This is a genomic window from Streptomyces sp. NPDC096324 (genome assembly GCF_044763015.1).
Taxonomy (GTDB): Bacteria; Actinomycetota; Actinomycetes; order Streptomycetales; family Streptomycetaceae; genus Streptomyces.
In genome coordinates this window covers 690,884-710,066 of sequence record NZ_JBIWFK010000003.1, presented here as the reverse complement: position 1 = coordinate 710,066, position 19,183 = coordinate 690,884, and the positions used below count along the sequence as shown (strand labels likewise).

15 protein-coding genes and 3 tRNA genes are annotated in these 19,183 nt (G+C 71.1%); 9 read left to right on the top strand and 9 right to left on the bottom strand.

Annotated elements, in window-relative coordinates; translation table 11 throughout:
• The first annotated feature begins 377 nt into the window (after positions 1-377).
• The 5 genes from ACIQ7M_RS10450 to ACIQ7M_RS10430 all read left to right on the top strand — a co-directional run bounded on the left by ACIQ7M_RS10450 (position 378) and on the right by ACIQ7M_RS10430 (position 3,854).
• A complete protein-coding gene (locus ACIQ7M_RS10450) occupies positions 378-614 on the top strand; it encodes a hypothetical protein (RefSeq protein WP_355765037.1) in 237 nt (78 codons plus the stop codon).
• Between the two features lie 206 nt (positions 615-820).
• Positions 821-2,161, top strand: a complete 1,341-nt coding sequence (locus ACIQ7M_RS10445) for a GH25 family lysozyme (protein ID WP_403642063.1) — start codon at positions 821-823, stop codon at positions 2,159-2,161.
• A 38-nt stretch (positions 2,162-2,199) separates the two neighbouring features.
• The gene (locus tag ACIQ7M_RS10440) at positions 2,200-2,583 is read left to right on the top strand and encodes a hypothetical protein (RefSeq protein ID WP_403642060.1); all 384 of its coding nucleotides are present in this window, start codon (positions 2,200-2,202) and stop codon (positions 2,581-2,583) included.
• Between the two features lie 33 nt (positions 2,584-2,616).
• The gene (locus ACIQ7M_RS10435; RefSeq protein WP_403642057.1) at positions 2,617-3,030 is read left to right on the top strand and encodes a hypothetical protein; all 414 of its coding nucleotides are present in this window, start codon (positions 2,617-2,619) and stop codon (positions 3,028-3,030) included.
• Between the two features lie 44 nt (positions 3,031-3,074).
• Positions 3,075-3,854, top strand: coding sequence for a D-Ala-D-Ala carboxypeptidase family metallohydrolase (locus tag ACIQ7M_RS10430; protein ID WP_403642054.1), 780 nt, complete (start codon positions 3,075-3,077; stop codon positions 3,852-3,854).
• A 161-nt stretch (positions 3,855-4,015) separates the two neighbouring features.
• Here the strand turns inward: ACIQ7M_RS10430 and ACIQ7M_RS10425 are convergent, their stop codons facing one another.
• The 5 genes from ACIQ7M_RS10425 to ACIQ7M_RS10405 form a co-directional block, all read right to left on the bottom strand.
• The gene (locus ACIQ7M_RS10425; RefSeq protein WP_403642051.1) at positions 4,016-5,191 is read right to left on the bottom strand and encodes a helix-turn-helix domain-containing protein; all 1,176 of its coding nucleotides are present in this window, start codon (positions 5,189-5,191) and stop codon (positions 4,016-4,018) included.
• A 183-nt stretch (positions 5,192-5,374) separates the two neighbouring features.
• The gene (locus tag ACIQ7M_RS10420; protein WP_403642048.1) at positions 5,375-6,124 is read right to left on the bottom strand and encodes a WD40 repeat domain-containing protein; all 750 of its coding nucleotides are present in this window, start codon (positions 6,122-6,124) and stop codon (positions 5,375-5,377) included.
• A 113-nt stretch (positions 6,125-6,237) separates the two neighbouring features.
• A tRNA-Ile gene (locus ACIQ7M_RS10415) sits at positions 6,238-6,314 on the bottom strand.
• Between the two features lie 165 nt (positions 6,315-6,479).
• Positions 6,480-6,552, bottom strand: a tRNA-Asn gene (locus tag ACIQ7M_RS10410).
• A 5-nt stretch (positions 6,553-6,557) separates the two neighbouring features.
• Positions 6,558-6,630: transfer RNA gene (locus ACIQ7M_RS10405), tRNA-Asn, on the bottom strand.
• 144 nt (positions 6,631-6,774) lie between these two features.
• Between ACIQ7M_RS10405 and ACIQ7M_RS10400 the strand changes: the two genes are divergently transcribed.
• The 4 genes from ACIQ7M_RS10400 (at position 6,775) to ACIQ7M_RS10385 (ending at position 12,605) form a co-directional block, all read left to right on the top strand.
• Positions 6,775-7,080 (top strand): YtxH domain-containing protein, encoded by a 306-nt coding sequence (locus ACIQ7M_RS10400; RefSeq protein ID WP_355765017.1) that lies wholly within the window; start codon positions 6,775-6,777, stop codon positions 7,078-7,080.
• Between the two features lie 239 nt (positions 7,081-7,319).
• Positions 7,320-8,774, top strand: a complete 1,455-nt coding sequence (locus tag ACIQ7M_RS10395) for an FGGY family carbohydrate kinase (RefSeq protein WP_355765014.1) — start codon at positions 7,320-7,322, stop codon at positions 8,772-8,774.
• A gap of 169 nt (positions 8,775-8,943) precedes the next feature.
• Entirely contained in the window at positions 8,944-10,677 is a 1,734-nt protein-coding gene (locus ACIQ7M_RS10390; protein ID WP_403642044.1) for an ABC transporter ATP-binding protein, read from the top strand.
• Positions 10,677-12,605 (top strand): ABC transporter ATP-binding protein, encoded by a 1,929-nt coding sequence (locus ACIQ7M_RS10385; protein ID WP_403642041.1) that lies wholly within the window; start codon positions 10,677-10,679, stop codon positions 12,603-12,605. Before ACIQ7M_RS10390 ends, ACIQ7M_RS10385 begins: the two co-directional genes overlap by 1 nt.
• Positions 12,606-12,752: 147 nt before the next feature.
• On the opposite strand, the gene ACIQ7M_RS10380 is transcribed toward ACIQ7M_RS10385, so the two are convergent.
• The 4 genes from ACIQ7M_RS10380 to ACIQ7M_RS10365 all read right to left on the bottom strand — a co-directional run bounded on the left by ACIQ7M_RS10380 (position 12,753) and on the right by ACIQ7M_RS10365 (position 19,148).
• A complete protein-coding gene (locus ACIQ7M_RS10380) occupies positions 12,753-14,057 on the bottom strand; it encodes an RNA polymerase sigma factor (protein ID WP_403642038.1) in 1,305 nt (434 codons plus the stop codon).
• A gap of 237 nt (positions 14,058-14,294) precedes the next feature.
• Positions 14,295-16,199 carry a DNA primase gene (dnaG, locus tag ACIQ7M_RS10375; protein ID WP_355765003.1) on the bottom strand — a complete coding sequence of 635 codons (1,905 nt, stop codon included), beginning with the start codon at positions 16,197-16,199 and terminating at the stop codon, positions 14,295-14,297.
• 135 nt (positions 16,200-16,334) lie between these two features.
• The gene (locus tag ACIQ7M_RS10370) at positions 16,335-17,600 is read right to left on the bottom strand and encodes an FAD-dependent oxidoreductase (RefSeq protein ID WP_355765001.1); all 1,266 of its coding nucleotides are present in this window, start codon (positions 17,598-17,600) and stop codon (positions 16,335-16,337) included.
• Between the two features lie 93 nt (positions 17,601-17,693).
• Positions 17,694-19,148 (bottom strand): deoxyguanosinetriphosphate triphosphohydrolase, encoded by a 1,455-nt coding sequence (locus ACIQ7M_RS10365; protein ID WP_403642035.1) that lies wholly within the window; start codon positions 19,146-19,148, stop codon positions 17,694-17,696.
• Positions 19,149-19,183 lie beyond the last annotated feature (35 nt).

The following is a 19,183-nucleotide window of genomic DNA, read 5'->3' as shown; positions in this document are numbered from 1 at the left end:
CGCCGGGAATCCACCCGGCGGGCCGCTCCGTCGGCACCGGCGGACGAGTCGGTGCGGGTGAGTCGGGGCGCGTGCGTCAGTACGGCAGCAGGCGGCCCGACGGCGTCCTGCGGTCGATCGGCATCTCGCGCGGAGCGGCGGGCCGACGGTTGACGCGAATCCGGATCTGACGGTTCATGACCCCTCCTCATGACTGATGAGACCGGCGTCCTCGTCGACGCGCATAGACGCATGGTGCCCACGGATGCGCCCCTCCTACCCTCCGAGCAGCATGTTCCGTCACGGCTCCGCCGCGGTGACCCCCTGCCCGGCCGGGCCCGACACGCGAACGGCGCTGTCGGTTGTTCGCGGCTGATCGTCCGTGTTCACCTGGGCTCATGAACAGCACACACAGCGCGCGCCTCACGCAGTGGTGGGAAGCACTGGAGCCTTCGGCGCGGAAGGCGGTCCTCGATCTCCACCTGGTCGAGGGCGACAGGCTGCCCGAGCGGTTCGTACGGAGTCTCGCGGACCACGGCATCCATCCCGTCCAGTGGGACGAACCGGAGGCCGGGCACATCGTGCCCGGGGAGGTGGTGGGATTCCTCGCCGGGAAGCGGTCCGCGAGCGGCTGACCGAGCCTCCCGCGGGCCGGATCGCGCCCCGGCATCGCCGCCCGTGTCCCATGCCCGTCCCAGAGGTGTTGCGTTCCCGCAGGTCACGTGGGTGGGACTGTCCCGTCGTCCCGATCCGGATCGAGAGGATCCGCCGCGGGACGGGCGCTGCCAGCCTGGTCGGCGGCCGGAGGTTTCCCGGCCACTGATCAGAGGGGGAACACCAGATGGGAACAAGGACGCTACTGCGGGGTCTGACCCTCGCCGTGGCAGCGGTCCTGCCCCTGTGCGGGCCGGCGGCGGTGCAGGCGGCCCCGGCCGCCGCGGTCGCGGTCTGCGGGCACACGAGCGAACAGCCCACGCTGAAGCAGGGATCCACGGGGGACGCGACGGTCGAGGCGCAGTGCGAACTCGACCTGGCGACGAAGCCGAGCCGGTACACGCCGATCGCGGCGGACGGTTCGTTCGGCGCGGCGACCGAGACGCGGGTCAAGGAGTTCCAGCGGTGCGCCGGGCTGAGCGCGGACGGCGTGCTCGGCCCGAACACCTGGGCGGCGCTGAACTCCTGGGCCGCCCAGCCGCACACCTGCGCGACCCAGGGCACGGCGGGGACGGCGCAGGCGACGGTGTGCGGCCACACCGACGCGCGCCCGACCCTGAAGAAGGGCGCGAAGAGCGAGGAGGTCAAGGAGGTCCAGTGCCGGCTGAACCTGGCCATGGAGCCGTTCCACTATCCGCCGCTGACCATCGACGGCGACTTCGGGGGCGGCACCGAGGACCGGGTCATCGAGCTCCAGCACTGCGCCAACCTCAGTGCCGACGGCGCCGTGGGCCCCAACACCTGGGCGAAGCTGGTGGACTGGTCCAGCCGTAACGCGTACTGCACGCCGCCCCACCCCGCCGGCCACCCGATCGACGGCCTGGACACGGCCAAGTACCAGCACCCCGGCGGCGCGCCCATCGACTGGAAGGCCGTACGGGCCTCGGGCGCCGAGTTCGCGACGGTCAAGGCCACCCGCGGCATGAACGTCACCGACGAATACCTCGCCACCGACCTCGAAGGGGCCAGGACGGCGGGGCTGGCCGTGGCGCCGTACCACTTCTACACGGGCACGGCGACCGACACGGGTGCCGCGCAGGCCGACCGGTTCATCGCCGCCGTGCGGGCGACCGGCTACACGGGGAAGCGGGCGGGCGACCTTCCGCCGATCTTCGACCTGGAGCGCATGGACGACGGCAGCGGACGCTGTCCCACCTACGGCACGGTGGCCGACGCCAAGGCCTGGCTCGACCGGGTGGAGAACGCCTTCGGCCGCGTTCCGATGATCTACACCCAGAAGTCCTTCCTGGACGACTGCATGGGGTCGACCACCGCCTTCGCCCGGTATCCGCTCCAACTCGCGGACTACCGCCAGTCGATCACCCAGCCGCCGGTGCCGAACGGCTCGTCGACCTGGACGATGTGGCAGTACACCGACGCCGCGATCTTCCCGGGCCTGCGGGCGCCGGCGACCGGCGACGTGTTCAACGGCACCCAGGCCGACCTCGACCGGCTGGCCAACCGGTGACCCCGGCCGCCACGGTCGCCGTACCGAGGAGCGTCCCCATGACCGCCCGGTTCGCCCGCGCGTCCCTCGTCGCCCTGCTCGTCACCCTGGGCCTCAGCGTCCCGGCGCCCGCCTCGGCCGCCACAGCCGCCACGAGCTGTTACGGCGGAGCGGTCACGGTGCACTACGGGGAGGTGCGTGACTTCGGCCCGTACGTGACCACGAGCCGCTGCACGGACATCAACATGCGGATGACCGGCGGCGACGCCGAGTTCGGCTGGGGCTGCGTGCAGTTCGCGAGGGCCGGCTCCTGCAACTACTGGACCAAGATCGGCCGGAGCTGGACGACCATCGCCACCGACGTCCTGAACGGAACCAGGTTCACCGTGCCCAACGGCGTCGATCTGGAAGGCAGTTCCGCCACCTTCCAGATCGCCTTCTGACCCTCTCACCCACTTCACCGAACGGAGACCACCATGATCAGGACCAGGGCGCTCGCCTCGGCTCTCGTCACCGTGGCCGCACTGCTGGGAGCGGGTGCCGCGCCCGCCGCCGCACAGTCCTCGGCCGCGGCGACCAGCTGCTACGGCGGCGCGAAGAACCTGAACTACCGCTACCAGGTGGGACCCAAGGAATTCGGCCCCTTCACCACGTCCTCGCGGTGCGGTGACATCAACATGCGGCTCACCACGGACAACGGGGCGTTCCTGTACGCGTGTGTGGTGTTCGTCGACCACACCACCAAGTGCAACAACGACAACACGTACTCCCTCCACGGCACCCCGTGGGCGACCGTCGCCACCGACGTCAAAGACGGCACCCGCTTCGTCCTGCGCGTCGGCCCCTATGACACGGACGCGCAGAACATGAACTTCCAGCTCGCCTACTGACCTCTTTCCGCGCCTTCTCGCACCACCGTTCCGAAAGGACGACGATGACCTTCCTCTTCCGTTCCGCCGCCGGCCGTTCCGTCGGCAGCCGCCCGCTCGACCGCCGCAGCATGCTGCGCGGCACGCTGGCCGTCGGCGCCGGCCTCGCGTTGAGCCCGCTGCTGCTCTCCGGTACCGCGCAGGCCTACTCGTGGTCGCGCACCATGAAGCAGGGCGACAGCGGCGCCGACGTGCTGGAGCTCCAGATCCGGGTCGCGGGCTGGGCGGCCGACAGCGCCAGTCACACCCGGGTCGGCCTCGACGGCGACTTCGGCCCCGGCACGGCCGCGGCCGTCAAGCGCTTCCAGGCGGCCTACGGCCTCGACGACGACGGAATAGCCGGTCCCAACACGCATGCGAAGCTCAACGCCCTGGAGCAGTCGGACGGCTCCACGGCCCACTTCAACTGGAGCGAGTTCTACGACCAGGCGAGCGGCAACTTCAACGGCGGCAAGGTGAGCGCGGCGCAGGTGAAGGAGAACGCCCGCCGCTGCATGTACAAGCTGGAGGCGCTGCGCAAGAAGCTCGGCGACAAGCCGATCACGGTCAACTCCGGCTTCCGCAGCATCGCGCACAACGCCGACATCGGCGGGGCCAGCGACAGCATGCACCTGTACGGCACCGCGGCCGACCTCGACGTTCCCGGCGTGGCCACCAAGACCGTCTACCAGAAGGCGGAGACCTGCGGGTTCTCCGGCCTGGAGCGGTACACCGTCGACCACCAGCACGTCGACAGCCGGGCCGACCTCGGCCGCGACTGGTGGTGGGAGAGCGGGACGGTCTGACGCTCCCGGTGAGCCGGAGCCGGAGGCCCCGGTGACCCCGGGCCGAGGGTCCCGGTGATCGGGAGCACGGAGGTCCCGGGGATCCAGAACGCGGAGGTCCCGGGTGTCGCGGGGCAGTACCCGGGACCTCCGTGCTCCATCTCTTCGGTGCGGCTTCCCGATCAGCTCTTCGCCGTGTCCTCGGAGTCCTTGGAGTTCTTGGAGTTCTTGGAGTTCTTCGAGTCCTTGGAGTTCTTCGAGTCCTTCGAGTCCTTGAGCGCCGCCTCGCAGGAGGGCCAGTCGTGGAAGTCGTGCCGGACGCTCCACAACCGGTGGGCCGCCCGGATGTTCCACTCGGGGTCGAACGCCCGCCGCGGGGTGCCCCCGAGCTCCCGCAGGCGGACGTCGGAGATCTGGAACACGCCCCAGTTGCGGCTGCCGTTGGTGTTGGGCAGCACCCACAGCGGGTCGAGGAAGGAGGCGCAGCGGGCGATGGCCACGGCGGTGCCGGGGTCCTCGGCGAACACCTCACGGATCCGCTTCGCCACGCGGTCCGGCGACCAGGTGGCCATGCTGACCTTCCGCTCGTAGAGCGCCTTCTTCGTCCCCTCGTCGACCACGCTGCTGGCCGGCATGCCCGCCAGCACCTGGAACGCGGTGAGTCTGCGCAGGGTCTCGGGCCCGAAGTCGCCGTCGACGGCGAGCCTGCCCTTGGCCCGCACCAGCAGCGTCTGGACCTCCCGCACGCACTCGTCGTGCTGGCCCATGCTCACCGACTTGCACGCGGAGGAGTACAGCAGCCCCTCCTCGGACGGCGGCGGGGCATCGGCGGGCATCCATACGAAGCCGGCCACCAGCCCCATCACGACCACGACCGCGCCGGCCAGGACCGCGAAACGCGAGGACAGCTTCTCGGGCAGCCGGGGCCGTCGCGGCTGCCCGGCCCCGGCGGGGAGGGCCACCGGGGGGACGGCGACGCCCGGTCCGGGGTCCGTCCCGGCGGACACGGCCGGAGCGTCCTCCGCCGGCACCCGTTCCGGATTCGGTTCCGGTTCGCCCTCGACGTTCGGGTCGGTCGGTTCGGTCGCCGTGCTCACGGCCGGTACGTTCCGGTCGGTGTCCGCCAGCGCCCACAGCCGGTGCAGTTCGCGGAGCTCCTCCGGACTGGCCCCGCACACCTTGCCGAAGGAGTGCACGACCCGGTAGTCGCTCGGGACGCCGAGGCCGGAGCAGTAGCGATGCAGACTGGAGCCGCTGACGCCCGCTTCCTTGCCTAGGCGGTCGTAACCCCGGCCACTGCGGTCCTTCAGCATCCGAAGGCAGGCGGCGAACTTCTCGGTTTGCGAAGGGGCAGCCACGTATCCACCCTTGCTGAAGCCTCTACTGACGGGTAGAAGCTACACCGCGGAAACTGTGCGCGCTCTTTGAGTGCCGGAATGCGATCGTCAACACCCCCTGAAATGACGTTATTTGAAAGACTGTCAGCAGACGTCATCGGCGGATCGTCCATGGGTGGGGATGTCACCGTGGCGGAAAACGCGTCAGCTCGTGTCCCACAAGGTGATATTCCTGCCGGCTCCGCAGCCGGCCAGCAGCCGTCCGTCGGGGCGGAAGGCCAGAGCCCGCACGGCGCCGCGGTGGCCGACGAGGGCGGCGCTCGTGGCCAGGTGCGCGGGGTCGGTGACGTCCCACAGGGTGACGGTCGCGTTCTCGCCCCCGGAGGCCAGCGACCGCCCGTCGGGGCGGAACGCCACCGCGAACACCTGCGCCGTGTCCCCACCGCGGGCCAGGGGGACGATCCCCGTGCCCGTCCTCACCGGTCGCGCAGCGTCGCCGAGGTCCCAGAGGACCACGGTCCGGTCGACTCCGCAGACGAGTGACCGCCCGTCCGGAGCGAACGCCACAGCGTGGACACCGCCTTGCCGCCAGCCGTCACGCGTCAGCGGGCCGGGGCGTGGATGGACGAGCGTCGCCCGCCGGGCCGGACGGGCCGGGTCGCCGACGTCCCAGAGGACGACGGTCCAGTCGCCCGCTCCGGACGCCAGCAGCCGTCCGTCCGGGCTGAACGCCACCGCGTTCACCGCCCTGCGATGGCCGGTGAGTTCGGTGACGGGGGCCGGACGAGCCGCGTCGGCGAAGTCCCAGAGGATCCCGGCCCGGTCGTCGCTCCCGGACGCCAGCAGCCGCCCGTCGGGGCTGAACGCCACCGTGTTCACGGCCCTGCGATGGCCCGTGAGGTCGATGACCGGTCCGCGCGGAGGGGGTGGAGACGGTCGTCCCGCTGATGCCATGTCGCAGTCTCGCGCGCCTGGGAATCCCGGGGAAGGAGTCGGACGGACTCCGTGCGCCTCCGGCGGCCGTCGACGCCTGCCGTGGGCCTGACGGCCTCTCCTCGCATGGCGAGTGGTGGGGCGGGTGGGACTCGAACCCACGGCCGACGGATTATGAGTCCGCTGCTCTAACCGGCTGAGCTACCGCCCCGTTACGGCGCGCCGCGCACATTTGTGCGCGCCGTCTGCCGCAGCATAGCCGCTCATACGATCTCCTGCTCCAGCTGGTCGGCTTCACGCGACCATGACGCCTTCGGCATGCCCTGGGCGGTTCCTGCGGACATGAAAAAGGACCCCGAAGGGCCCTCTTTCGTTGCTCTCCCGACTGGACTCGAACCAGTAACCTGCCGGTTAACAGCCGGCTGCTCTGCCAATTGAGCTACAGGAGATCGAGCTCCCCCGACTGGACTCGAACCAGTAACCTGCCGGTTAACAGCCGGCTGCTCTGCCAATTGAGCTACAGGGGATTGATCTTTGCATCGAACGCACCCACCTGGGTATTCGCCAGGGGGCGTGCGCTTGCTGCGACACATACATTAGCGCAAGCAGGGGGGTGCTCCGCCAATCGGTTCCCTCCACACCGATGCCGACGCAAGGGAAGGGTGGCCGTCATGCGCTACCGGCTCACGTTCGTCGCCGGACTGGCCCTGGGTTACGTGCTCGGCACGCGGGCCGGGCGCGAGCGCTACGAACAGCTGAAGAAGTCCATGCGCCAGGTCGCGCAGAACCCCGCGGTGCGCAACACCGCCGAGACCGCGGCCCAGCAGAGCCGCGAGATCGCGGGCAAGGCGCTGCACACCGTGAGCGAGAAGGTCGGCGACCGCGTCCCCGACTCGGTCACGGACCGGGTCCGTTCCCTGCGCGAGCGGAACGGGACCGGCGCCGGCGAGGACGACTGGGGCACCAGCAATACCTAGGGACGGGGTGCGCGCCGGTCCTGTGCCCCGGCCCGGCGCCACCGACTCCCCCGGCCGGCGCGTCCCACGCGCCGGCCGGGCACCCGTACGACGAGCCCCGCGCACCGGCGCGTCGCCACCGGTTCCCCCGCTGCGGCGGAGCCCCGCGTGACCGCCCGGAGCCGCCGATTCCCCGTACGGCGGAGTCCTGTGCACCGGCCCGGCGCCACGGACTCGCGCCGTACGGCAGAATTTCCGCCATGGGGATAGTCGCCGGGCTGGACAGTGCGCCCGATTTCACTCGCATCGTCGTCTGCGACACGGACACGGGCGCCGTGCTCAGGCAGGGGTATGCGCCACATCCGATCGACGGCGGCGAGGGTGGCGGCCGTCCCTCCGACGTGGATCCGCAGGCCTGGCTGCTGTCCCTGGGCGAGGCGGCGGGCGGCGGGCTCCTCGAAGGCGTCCAGGCCATCGGCGTGTCCGCCCAGCAGAACGGGCTGGTCCCGCTCGACCCGCAGGGCAACACAGTGCGCCCCGCGATGGTCGGCGGCGACAAGCGGGCGCAGGTCGCCGCGGCCGACCTGATCGACGCGCTCGGCGGGCGCGAGGCCTGGGCGCAGGCGGTGGGCAGCGTCCCGCAGGCCGCGCAGCCGGTCACCAAGCTGCGCTGGCTGAGCAAGACCGAGCCCGAGGCCGCGCGGCGCACCAGCATGCTGCTCCAGGCCCACGACTGGCTGGTCTGGCAGCTTCTCGGACGCCCCGTACGCAGGACCACGGACCGCGGCGGGGCCTCGGCGACCGGGTACTGGTCGGCGGCGACCGGCGCGTACCGGCAGGACCTCGTCGAACTGGCGCTCGGCCACCAGGCCGGGCTGCCGGATGTGCTCGGCCCCTACGAGGCCGCGGGGACCACGCCCGAGGGGCTCCTGATATCCGCCGGTACCGGCGAGACCATGGCCGCGGCGTTCGGGCTCGGCATCGGGCTCGGCGACGCGGTGGTGTCGCTGGGCGCCTCCGGCTCCGTGATGGCCGTCCACCCCGAGGCGCTGGCCGACTCCAGCGGCATGATCACCTCTTTGGCCGACGCGACCGGCATGCACCTTCCGGTCGTGACCACGCTCAACGCCGTACGGGCCCTGCGCGGGACGGCGGAGCTGCTCGGCGTGTCCGACCTGGAGGGACTGTCCGAGCTGGCGATGAAGTCGACGCCGGGCTCGCACGGACTCGTCCTGCTGCCGTACCTGGAGGGCGAACGGACCCCGAACCTGCCGCACACGGCGGGGACGCTGGCCGGGCTGCGCCGGGAGTCGATGAAGCCCGAACACCTGGCGCGAGCGGCCTTCGAGGGCATGCTCTGCGGGCTCGCGGACGCGCTGGACGTGCTGCGCGGCCGGGGTGTCGACGTGCGCCGGATCTTCCTGCTCGGCCAGGCCGCCGAGCTGCCCGCCGTCCAGGCCGTGGCGCCCGCGCTGTTCGGCGCTCAGGTCGTCGTACCGCAGCCCGCGGACTACGCGGCGCTCGGCGCGGCCCGTCAGGCGGCCTGGGCCCTCGGCGTCTCCCGGGGCACGCTCGACCCGCGGACCCCGCCGATGTGGCAGGGGCCGGTCGCCCAGGTGCTGGAGCCCGGCGACGAACTCGCCGTGGGGCAGGCCGTACGGCAGCAGTACGTATCCGTACGCGAACAGACGCACCCCGGGGCATTCCGGGCGTAACGCCTTGACGGACGTACGTCCGAAGACGGAGGCGGAGTCCATTTTTGGTCCGCACTTGGGTTAATCGGTTGAGGTAACGCGGGGGGAGTGTCCGACGATAGGGGGTGGGGCGTGCATCATGCACAACCCGCCGGTCACCCCCGCCGTCCACGATTCCGAGAGACCCCGCGTGCTCATACGACTCCTGCGGACCCACCTCAGTCCGTACAAGAAACCCATCGCCCTGCTGGTGCTGCTGCAGTTCCTGCAGACCTGCGCCACGCTCTACCTGCCCACCCTCAACGCGCACATCATCGACAACGGTGTCGTGAAGGGCGACACGGGCTACATCCTGTCCTTCGGCGCCCTGATGATCGGCATCTCGCTGGCCCAGGTCGTCTGCAACATGGGAGCCGTCTACTACGGCGCCCGTACGGCGTCCGCGGTGGGCCGGGACATCCGCGCCGCCGTCTTCGACCGCGTCCAGTCCTTCTCGGCGCGTGAGATCGGCCATTTCGGAGCGCCGTCTCTGATCACCCGCACGACCAATGACGTCCAGCAGGTGCAGATGCTCGCGCTGATGACGTTCACCCTGCTGGTGTCGGCGCCGATCATGTGTGTGGGCGGGATCATCCTGGCCCTCGGCCTGGACGTGCCGCTGTCCGCGGTGCTCATCGCCGTGGTGCCGACCCTCGGCATCTGCGTGACGCTCATCGTGCGCCGGCTGCGCCCGCTGTTCCGCACCATGCAGGTCCGCCTCGACACCGTGAACCGGGTGCTGCGCGAACAGATCACCGGCAACCGCGTGATCCGCGCGTTCGTGCGCGACGGCTACGAGAAGGACCGCTTCAAGGGCGCCAACACCGAGCTCACGGAGACGTCGCTGGCCACCGGCCGGATGCTGGCCCTGATGTTCCCGATCGTCATGACGGTGGTGAACCTGTCGTCCATCGCGGTGGTCTGGTTCGGCGCCCACCGCATCGACAGCGGCGGCATGCAGATCGGCGATCTGACCGCGTTCCTCGCCTACCTGATGCAGATCGTGATGTCCGTGATGATGGCCACCTTCATGTTCATGATGGTGCCGCGCGCGGAGGTCTGCGCCGAGCGCATCCAGGAGGTCCTGGCCACCGAGAGCAGCGTGGTCCCGCCCGTCGCGCCGGTCCTGGAACTGCGCCGGCACGGCCACCTGGAGATCCGCGAGGCCGGATTCCGCTACCCGGGCGCCGAGGAGCCGGTCCTGAAGGCCGTCGGCCTGGTCGCCCGCCCCGGTGAGGTCACCGCGGTCATCGGGTCGACCGGCAGCGGCAAGTCGACGCTGCTCGGCATGATCCCCCGCCTGTTCGACGCCACCGACGGCCAGGTGCTCGTCGACGGCGTGGACGTCGCGACCATCGACCCGAAGCTGCTGGCGAGAACGGTCGGACTGGTCCCGCAGAAGCCCTACCTGTTCGCGGGGACGGTCGCCACGAACCTGCGGTACGGCAACCCGGAGGCGACCGACGAGGAGCTGTGGCACGCGCTGGAGGTGGCGCAGGCCAAGGGCTTCGTGGAGCAGCTCGAGAACGGTCTCGACTCGCCGATCGCGCAGGGCGGGACGAACGTGTCCGGCGGCCAGCGCCAGCGCCTGGCCATCGCCCGCACGCTGGTGCAGCGCCCCGAGATCTACCTGTTCGACGACTCCTTCTCGGCCCTCGACTACGCGACCGACGCGGCGCTGCGCGCGGCGCTCACCGAGGAGACCGCGGAGGCGACCGTGGTGATCGTCGCCCAGCGGGTGTCGACCATCAGGGAGGCCGACCGGATCGTGGTCCTCGACGAGGGCCGCGTCGTCGGCACCGGACGGCATCACGAACTGATGGCGGACAACGAGACCTACCGGGAGATCGTGCTCTCCCAGCTCACGGAAGCGGAGGCCGCCTGATGGCAGGGCCTATGGGACGCATGATGGCCGGGGGCGGCCCCGACCAGCGCTCGATGGACTTCAAGGTGTCGGGCCGACGGCTCCTCACCCACTTCAAGCCCGAGCGCGCCACGCTGTACGTGATGCTCGCCGCCGTCGTGCTCAGCGTGGGCCTCTCGGTGGTCGGCCCGAAGATCCTCGGCCGGGCCACCGACCTGGTCTTCGCGGGGATCGTCGGGCGCCAGATGCCGGCCGGGGCCACCAAGGAGCAGGCCCTCGACTCGCTGCGCGCGAGCGGCAAGGGCGGCGTCGCCGACATGCTCTCGGGGACGGACTTCACCCCCGGCCAGGGCATCGACTTCACCGCCGTCGGTCACGTGCTGCTGCTCGCGCTCGGTACGTTCCTACTGGCCGGCCTGCTGATGGCGGTGGCGACACGGCTCGTGAACCGGGCCGTGAACAAGACCGTCTTCCGCATGCGCGAGGACCTGCAGGCGAAGCTGTCGCGGCTGCCGCTGTCGTACTTCGACAAGCGCCAGCGCGGTGAGGTGCTCAGCCGCGCGACGAACGACATGGACAACATCCAGCAGACGCTCCAGCAGTCGATGGGCCAGCTCGTCAACTCGCTGCTGACCATCGTGGGTGTGCTCGCGATGATGTTCTGGGTGTCGCCGCTGCTCGCGCTCGTCGCGCTGGTCACGGTGCCGCTGTCCTTCGTCGTGGCCACCCGGATCGGCAAGCGCTCGCAGCCGCACTTCGTGCAGCAGTGGCGCACCACCGGCAAGCTCAACGCCCACATCGAGGAGATGTACACCGGCCACACCCTGGTGAAGGTGTTCGGGCGGGCGGACGAGTCGGCGGCGCAGTTCGCCGAGCAGAACGAGAAGCTGTACGAGGCCGGTTTCCGGGCGCAGTTCAACAGTGGCGTCATGCAGCCGCTGATGATGTTCGTGTCGAACCTGAACTACGTGCTGGTGGCGGTGGTCGGCGGGCTGCGGGTGGCCTCGGGCTCGCTGTCGATCGGTGACGTGCAGGCCTTCATCCAGTACTCCCGCCAGTTCTCCATGCCGCTGACGCAGGTCGCGTCGATGGCGAACCTGGTGCAGTCGGGTGTCGCCTCGGCGGAGCGGGTCTTCGAGGTCCTGGACGCGGACGAGCAGGAGGCGGACCCGACGGTGTCGGCCCGTCCCGAGGAGCTGCGCGGCCGGGTGGCCCTGGAGAACGTCTCCTTCCGGTACGACCCGGAGAAGCCGCTCATCGAGGATCTCTCGCTGAAGGTGGAACCGGGCCACACGGTGGCCATCGTCGGCCCGACCGGTGCCGGCAAGACGACCCTGGTGAACCTGCTCATGCGGTTCTACGACGTCACGGGCGGCCGGATCACCCTCGACGGGGTCGACGTGACCTCCATGTCCCGTGACGAGCTGAGGTCCGGGATAGGGATGGTGCTCCAGGACACCTGGCTGTTCGGCGGTTCGATCGCCGACAACATCGCGTACGGGGCCTCGCGGGACGTCACGCGCGGGGAGATCGAGGAGGCGGCGCGCGCCGCGCACGCCGACCGGTTCATCCGCACCCTGCCCGACGGCTACGACACGGTGATCGACGACGAGGGGACGGGGGTCAGCGCGGGCGAGAAGCAGCTCATCACGATCGCCCGGGCCTTCCTGTCGGACCCGGTGATCCTGGTGCTCGACGAGGCGACCAGCTCCGTGGACACCCGGACCGAGGTGCTGATCCAGAAGGCGATGGCGAAGCTGGCGCACGGGCGTACGTCGTTCGTGATCGCCCACCGTCTGTCGACCATCCGGGACGCGGACACCATCCTCGTGATGGAGGACGGCGCCATCGTGGAACAGGGCACCCACACGGACCTGCTGGAGTCCGGCGGAGCCTACGCCCGCCTCTACCAGGCACAGTTCGCCCAGGCGGTGGCCGAGGTCGACTAGGGCCCGCGCTTCCGGGCCCCCGCTGAAGACGCCGGAGAATTCAGCCCCTCCGGCGTTCGAGGAGCGGGGGTCCGGGGGCGGAGCCTCCGGGTACGGGAAGGGAAGGGGCGGAGGGGGCGAAAGAGGCCGTTGTCCACAGCGGACCCCTCAGTCCAGATAACCCCGGAGCTGGTCGGCGAAGGCATGGTCCCGCAGCTTGTTGAGCGTCTTGGACTCGATCTGCCGGATGCGCTCACGCGTGACGCCGAAGATGCGCCCGATCTCCTCCAGGGTCCGCGGACGCCCGTCCGCGAGCCCGTACCGAAGCTGGACCACCTTCCGCTCCCGCTCCCCGAGCGTGGACAGCACCGCCTCCAGATGCTGCCGGAGCAGCAGGAACGCTGCGGACTCCACCGGAGACGTCGCGTCGCCGTCCTCGATGAGGTCACCGAGGGCCACGTCGTCCTCCTCGCCCACGGGGGCGTGCAGCGACACCGGCTCCTGGGCCAGCCGCAGGACCTCGCTCACCCGCTCGCCGGTCAGGTCGAGCTGCGCCGCGACCTCTTCGGGCGTGGGCTCGTAGCCGCGCTCCTGGAGCATCCGCCGCTGGACGCGGACCACCCGGTTGATCAGCTCGACCACGTGCACGGGGACGCGGATGGTGCGTGCCTGGTCGGCGAGCGCGCGCGACATGGCCTGCCGGATCCACCAGGTGGCGTAGGTGGAGAACTTGTAGCCGCGGGCGTAGTCGAACTTCTCGACGGCCCGGATCAGGCCGAGGTTGCCCTCCTGGACCAGGTCGAGCATGGTCAGACCGCGGCCCACGTACCGCTTGGCCACGGAGACGACGAGCCGCAGGTTCGCCTCGATGAGCCGGCGCTTCGCCATCCGGCCCATGACGACGATCTTGTCCAGGTCCATGGCGAGCTGGCTGTCCAGGTCGGGCGTGAGCCGGAGCTTCTCCTCGGCGAACAGCCCGGCCTCGACCCGGCGGGCGAGGTCGACCTCCTCGGCCGCCGTGAGCAGCGGGATCCGCCCGATCTCGCGCAGATACTGGCGGAACAGGTCGGACGAGGGGCCACCGGTGTCGGCGGCGCGGGCCCGGGCCGGCTCCACCGGTTCGGGGGCCTCGGTCTCCACTTCCACCTCGACCTCCGCCCCGGGAGCCTCTTCGAGGTTCTCGGGAGGGCTCTCCGGCCCGCCCTCGGGGTGGTGCGCGGCACGCCGCTGCGCGGGGACCGCCCCGACGACGCCGGGATCCGCGTCCGTGTCGGTGGTGTTGTCGGTCTGGGCGAGGGTCTGGGTCTGCACGGGGGCGACCTCCAGGAATGTCGCTGCTGAGTCGTGCGGCAGCGGTGTGTCGGGGATGGGGTCGACGGTCTCGCCGCGGTCCATCCCACAGTCGTTTGGCGGAACCGCGGGGATGGGGAACCCGTCGCGTGCGGGTCGGCCGCGCTCCGAGGACTCAGGCACCGGAACCCAGTGTGGAGTACGACACATCGCCGCCACGAGGGGCGTGCGGTGACTTTTTGCGTCCGGTCCGTGACCGCCTGGTTACCGCTCCGGACGAGTGCGCAGCTCAGCGGAGACGAAACCTGCGGATCCGGTCGCGGGATTGGCATGTGCCGGGCCGCTTCCACCGCCCGTCGCGCCCCGGCGGCTGCGCGGGGCCCCTCCCGGAACAGGCACCGGAAGGACCGTCGCCGCGCCTCAGAGGGCTTCGGCGCCCCGCTCGCGCAGTGCCTGGCCGTACTGCTGGAGCACCCACAGCTCGTTCTGCACGGCGGCGAGCTGGGCGGGGTCGCCGCCCGCGCTGAGGCGGGACAGGGAGCCCTGGACGTCCCGGATGCGGCGGTCGACGGCGCGGCGGCGGACCATGACGAGCTGGTCGCCCGCGTACGTCTCGTCGACGGTCTTGCGCAGGATCGCCTCGACGGCCAGCTCGGTGACCATCGCGCGCACGGCGTCGTCCGGGGCGGCGTCGCGGACCCGGATCAGGAACTCCTGGGGGTCCTCGACGCCGTACTCCGTGCCGCCCGCGTCCATGACGGCCTGGCGCACGGCGGCGTACGGCGGTGCGGTGAACTCGTCCATGCCGTAGGCGTCGAACGCCGGGGCGACCAACTCCGGCCGCTGGAGGGCGAGTTTGAGCAGTTCGCGCTCGGTGGCGAAGACGGGGTTGCGCAGGGTGAGGGCGGGGCCGCCGCCGGTGGGTCCCTGGGCGGCGGCGTAGGTCTGCTGGGGGCGGCCGGTGGCCGGCGCGGGGCCCATGCCGCCGCGGTCGCGGGCCCAACGGGCCAGCTGGGCGACCCTCTTGACGACGAACTGGGTGTCGAGGATGCCGAGCATGCCGGCGAGCTGCACGGCGACCTCGTGCTGGGCACCGCTGTTCTTGATGCGGGCGACGACCGGGGCGGCCTCGTCGAGCGCGGCCGCGCGTCCCGCCGGGGTCTCCAGGTCGTAGCGCAGGACGATCTGGCGCAGCGCGAACTCGAAGAGCGGGGTGCGGGGTTCGACCAGGTCGGCGACGGCTTCGTCCCCCTTGGCCAGACGCAGTTCGCAGGGGTCCATGCCGTCGGGCGCGATGGCGATGTAGGTCTCGGCGGCGAACTTCTGGTCGTCCTCGAAGGCGCGCAGGGCGGCCTTCTGGCCGGCCGCGTCGCCGTCGAAGGTGAAGATCACCCGGGCCGAGCCGTTGTCCATCAGCAGCCGGCGGAGGATCTTGATGTGGTCGCCGCCGAACGCCGTGCCGCAGGTCGCGATGGCCGTGGTGATCCCGGCCAGGTGGCAGGCCATGACGTCGGTGTAGCCCTCGACGACGACCGCCCGGCTGCTCTTGGCGATGTCCTTCTTGGCGAGGTCGATGCCGTACAGGACCTGGGACTTCCGGTAGATCGCGGTGTCGGGCGTGTTCAGGTACTTCGGGCCGTTGTCGGACTCGTAGAGCTTGCGGGCGCCGAAGCCGACGACCTCGCCGCCGATGTCGCGGATGGGCCACATGAGGCGGCCGCGGAAGCGGTCGATGGGGCCGCGGCGGCCCTCCTGGGCGAGGCCGGAGAGGACGAGTTCCTTGTCGGTGAAGCCCTTGCCGCGCAGATGGCGGGTGAGGTGGTCCCAGCCCTGGGGGCTGTAGCCGACGCCGAAGTGGGCGGCGGCGGCCTGGTCGAAGCCGCGGTCGGCGAGGAAGGCGCGGCCCGTGTCGGCCTCGGGGCTGGTGTCGAGCTGCTCGGTGTAGAAGCGGGCCGCCGCCTTGTGCGCCTCGACCAGACGGATGCGCTCGCCGCGCTGGTGGGCGGGGTTGTACCCGCCCTCCTCGTAGCGCAGGGTGATGCCGGCCTGGGCGGCGAGGCGCTCGACCGACTCGGAGAAGGTGAGGTGGTCGACCTTCATCACGAACGTGATGGTGTCGCCGCCCTCCTGGCAGCCGAAGCAGTGGAAGAGGCCCTTGCTGGGGCTGACCTGGAAGGAGGGTGACTTCTCGTCGTGGAAGGGGCAGAGGCCCTTGAGGTTTCCGCCGCCCGCGTTGCGAAGCTGGAGATACTCGGACACCACGGCGTCGATCGGGACCGCGTCCCGAACCGCCTTCACGTCCTCGTCATTGATCCTGCCTGCCACGAGGTGATTCTACGGGGCCGCACCGACACTCCCGGGGCAGGTGGACCCCCACCGCCCCGGGTCCGGGGGCACACCCCGGAAATCCCGGCACGGCGGACGGTGCGGGAGCCGGCCCGAGCGGCTCCCGCGAGACGGTCAGGGGGCCAGGCTCTCCAACGGGACGTGCGGGTCGGCGAGCGCCTCGGTGTCCACCTGGGCCCGGGAGCGGATCAGCCGCTGGATCGGGTCCGTGACATCCCACACGTTCACGTTCATCCCGGCCAGGAGCCTGCCGTCCTTCACCCAGAAGGCGATGAACTCCCGCTTGGCGGCGTCGCCGCGGATCACCACCTGGTCGTACGTCCCCGGGGGCGCCCAGCCCGAGTACTCCAGGCCCAGGTCGTACTGGTCGGAGAAGAAGTAGGGCACCCGGTCGTACGCCGCCCCGCGGCCCAGCATCGAGCGGGCGGCGGCCGGTCCGCCGTTGAGGGCGTTCGCCCAGTGCTCCACGCGCAGCCGGGTGTCGAAGAGACCGTGGTGGAAGGAGGCGACGTCGCCGGCGGCGTACACGTCGGGGTCGGAGGTGCGGAGCTGCTCGTCGACCGCGATGCCGCCGCCGTCCGCCCGGTCGGCCATGGTGAGGCCGGCGGCCTCGGCGAGGCCGGTGCGGGGGGCGGCGCCGATGGCCGCGAGGACGTCGTGGGCGGGGTGCTCCTCGCCGTCGTCGGTGCGGGCGGCCAGCACCATGCCGTCCTGGCCGACGATCTCCGTGAGCTGGGCGCCGAAGTGGAAGCGCACCCCGTGCTCGCGGTGCAGTTCGGCGAAGATCTCGCCCAGTTCGGGGCCGAGCACGTTGTGCAGCGGGGTCGGCGCGGGTTCGACGACGGTGACCTCCGCGCCGTACTCGCGGGCCGCGGCGGCGACCTCCAGGCCGATCCAGCCGGCTCCGGCGATGACGAGGTGGCCGTTGTCCCGGCCCAGCGCGGTGAGGACGCCCTTGAGGCGCTCGGCGTGGGCGAGGCGGCGCAGGTGGTGCACGCCGGCGAGGTCGGTGCCCGGGACGTCGAGGCGGCGCGGCTCGGCGCCGGTCACGATGAGCAGCTTGTCGTAGTGGACAAGGGTGCCGTCGTCACCGAAGCGGACGGTCTTGGCCGCGCGGTCGATCCTGTCCACGGTCTGACCGAGGTGCAGCTCGACGTCGTTCTGCGCGTACCACGCGGGTTCGTGCACGAAGACGCTGTCGCGCCCCTCCTTGCCGAGGAGGTAGCCCTTGGAGAGCGGCGGCCGTTCGTAGGGGTGGTCGCGTTCGTCGCAGATCAGTATCACGCGGCCGGTGAAGCCCTCCGCTCGGAGCGTCTCGGCCGCCTTGGCTCCTGCCAGGCCTCCTCCGACGATGACGAATGTCTGATCCGCGTCGACCACTTGATGCCTCCTCGTAAGGATGTCGCCATATGCGAGCCTCCCGCACGGAGCGTGATGCGGGAAGGGGTAGTGGCCCGATCAGGCCACGCAGGGTCACACTTGTCCGCCCCCATGGGAACGCGTGGTGAGTCCGAGGTGCAGGGAACGCGCCGAGGCGTCGGTGAGAGATGCGATCTGGTCCACGATCACGCGCTTGCGGGCACGGTCGTCGGCCGCCTGGTCGAACAGCGCCCGGAACTGCGGATCCAGGATCTCGGGTGCGCGGGCGGTGAGCGCCTCGGCCAGTTCGGCGACGACGATCCGCTGGTCGGCGCGGAGCCGCTCCTGTTCGGCGCGCTGCATCACGTACCGGTCGGCGACCGCCTTGAGGACGGCGCACTCCAGCCTGGCGGCGCGCGGCACGACCAGTTCCGCCGCGTACCGGGTGAGGCGTCCGCTGCCGTACCGCGCGCGGGTGGCGCCCTCCGCGGCCAGGCAGAAACGGCCGATGAGCTGGCTGGTGGCGTCCTTCAGGCGGGCCTGCGCGACGGCCGATCCGTCGTAGCCGTGCGGCCACCACTCCTGGCCGAGGAGCCGGTCGAGGGCCTCGGCCAGCTCGGCCGGATCGGTGTCCTCGGGCACGTACCGCCCCACGGCCACGGCGAAGACCGCGTCGCGTTCGGGTCCGGCGTGCAGGCTGGCGGGGTCGATGTGGCCCGCGTGCAGGCCGTCCTCGACGTCGTGCACCGAATACGCCACGTCGTCGGCCCAGTCCATCACCTGGGCCTCGAAGCAGGTCCGCGTGCCGGGGGCGCCCTGGCGGATCCAGTCGAACACCGGGCGGTCGTCCTCGTAGACCCCGAATTTCGGCGACTTCGGATCGTCGGGACGGGCGCCTCTCGGCCACGGGTACTTGGTGGCGGCGTCGAGGGCGGCGCGGGTGAGGTTGAGGCCGACGCTGACGAGGTCGTCGCCCGCGGCGGCGGAGGCCGGGGTCACCATGTCGCTGCGCACGAAGCGCTTCGGCTCGATCCGGGTGAGCAGGCGCAGCGACTGGGCGTTGCCCTCGAACCCGCCGCAGTCCTCGGCGAATTCGTTCAGCGCCTGCTCGCCGTTGTGCCCGAAGGGCGGGTGGCCCAGGTCGTGCGAGAGGCAGGCCGCCTCGACCAGGTCCGGGTCGCAGCCGAGGGCGGCGCCCAGCTCTCGGCCCACCTGGGCGCACTCCAGGGAGTGGGTCAGCCGGGTGCGCGGACTGGCGTCCCACACCTGGATGGGCGCGCCGCCGGACCCGGCCGCGCCGAGCACCTGGGGAAGGGTGCCGGGGGTGACGACCTGTGTCTTGCCCGCGAGGCGGCGCAGGGCCGCGGAGTGCAGCACGCGGGCGCGGTCGCGTTGGAAGGCGGTGCGGCCCGGCCGTTTGTCGGGCTCGGCGGCCCAGCGCTCGACGGCGGACGGGTCGTACACGTCATGGGCCGTGTGGTTCCCGTGTGGCGTGTGGTTCTCGTGGGCCGTGTGGTTCTCGTGTGCCTGCGGTGCGGTGTCTTCGGTCCTCGGTGCCATGCCTTCCATGCACCGACAGTAGACGCAGGCGGTGACAATCGGGG

What these genes read in the sequence shown, in the direction of transcription:
- ACIQ7M_RS10420 (WP_403642048.1), bottom strand. Translation starts at nt 6,124, where the DNA reads ATGGCATCAGCGGGACGACCGTCTCCACCCCCTCCGCGCGGACCGGTC.
- ACIQ7M_RS10450 (WP_355765037.1), top strand. Translation starts at nt 378, where the DNA reads ATGAACAGCACACACAGCGCGCGCCTCACGCAGTGGTGGGAAGCACTG.
- ACIQ7M_RS10430 (WP_403642054.1), top strand. Translation starts at nt 3,075, where the DNA reads ATGACCTTCCTCTTCCGTTCCGCCGCCGGCCGTTCCGTCGGCAGCCGC.
- ACIQ7M_RS10435 (WP_403642057.1), top strand. Translation starts at nt 2,617, where the DNA reads ATGATCAGGACCAGGGCGCTCGCCTCGGCTCTCGTCACCGTGGCCGCA.
- ACIQ7M_RS10440 (WP_403642060.1), top strand. Translation starts at nt 2,200, where the DNA reads ATGACCGCCCGGTTCGCCCGCGCGTCCCTCGTCGCCCTGCTCGTCACC.
- ACIQ7M_RS10445 (WP_403642063.1), top strand. Translation starts at nt 821, where the DNA reads ATGGGAACAAGGACGCTACTGCGGGGTCTGACCCTCGCCGTGGCAGCG.
- ACIQ7M_RS10400 (WP_355765017.1), top strand. Translation starts at nt 6,775, where the DNA reads ATGCGCTACCGGCTCACGTTCGTCGCCGGACTGGCCCTGGGTTACGTG.
- ACIQ7M_RS10395 (WP_355765014.1), top strand. Translation starts at nt 7,320, where the DNA reads ATGGGGATAGTCGCCGGGCTGGACAGTGCGCCCGATTTCACTCGCATC.
- ACIQ7M_RS10365 (WP_403642035.1), bottom strand. Translation starts at nt 19,148, where the DNA reads ATGGAAGGCATGGCACCGAGGACCGAAGACACCGCACCGCAGGCACAC.
- ACIQ7M_RS10385 (WP_403642041.1), top strand. Translation starts at nt 10,677, where the DNA reads ATGGCAGGGCCTATGGGACGCATGATGGCCGGGGGCGGCCCCGACCAG.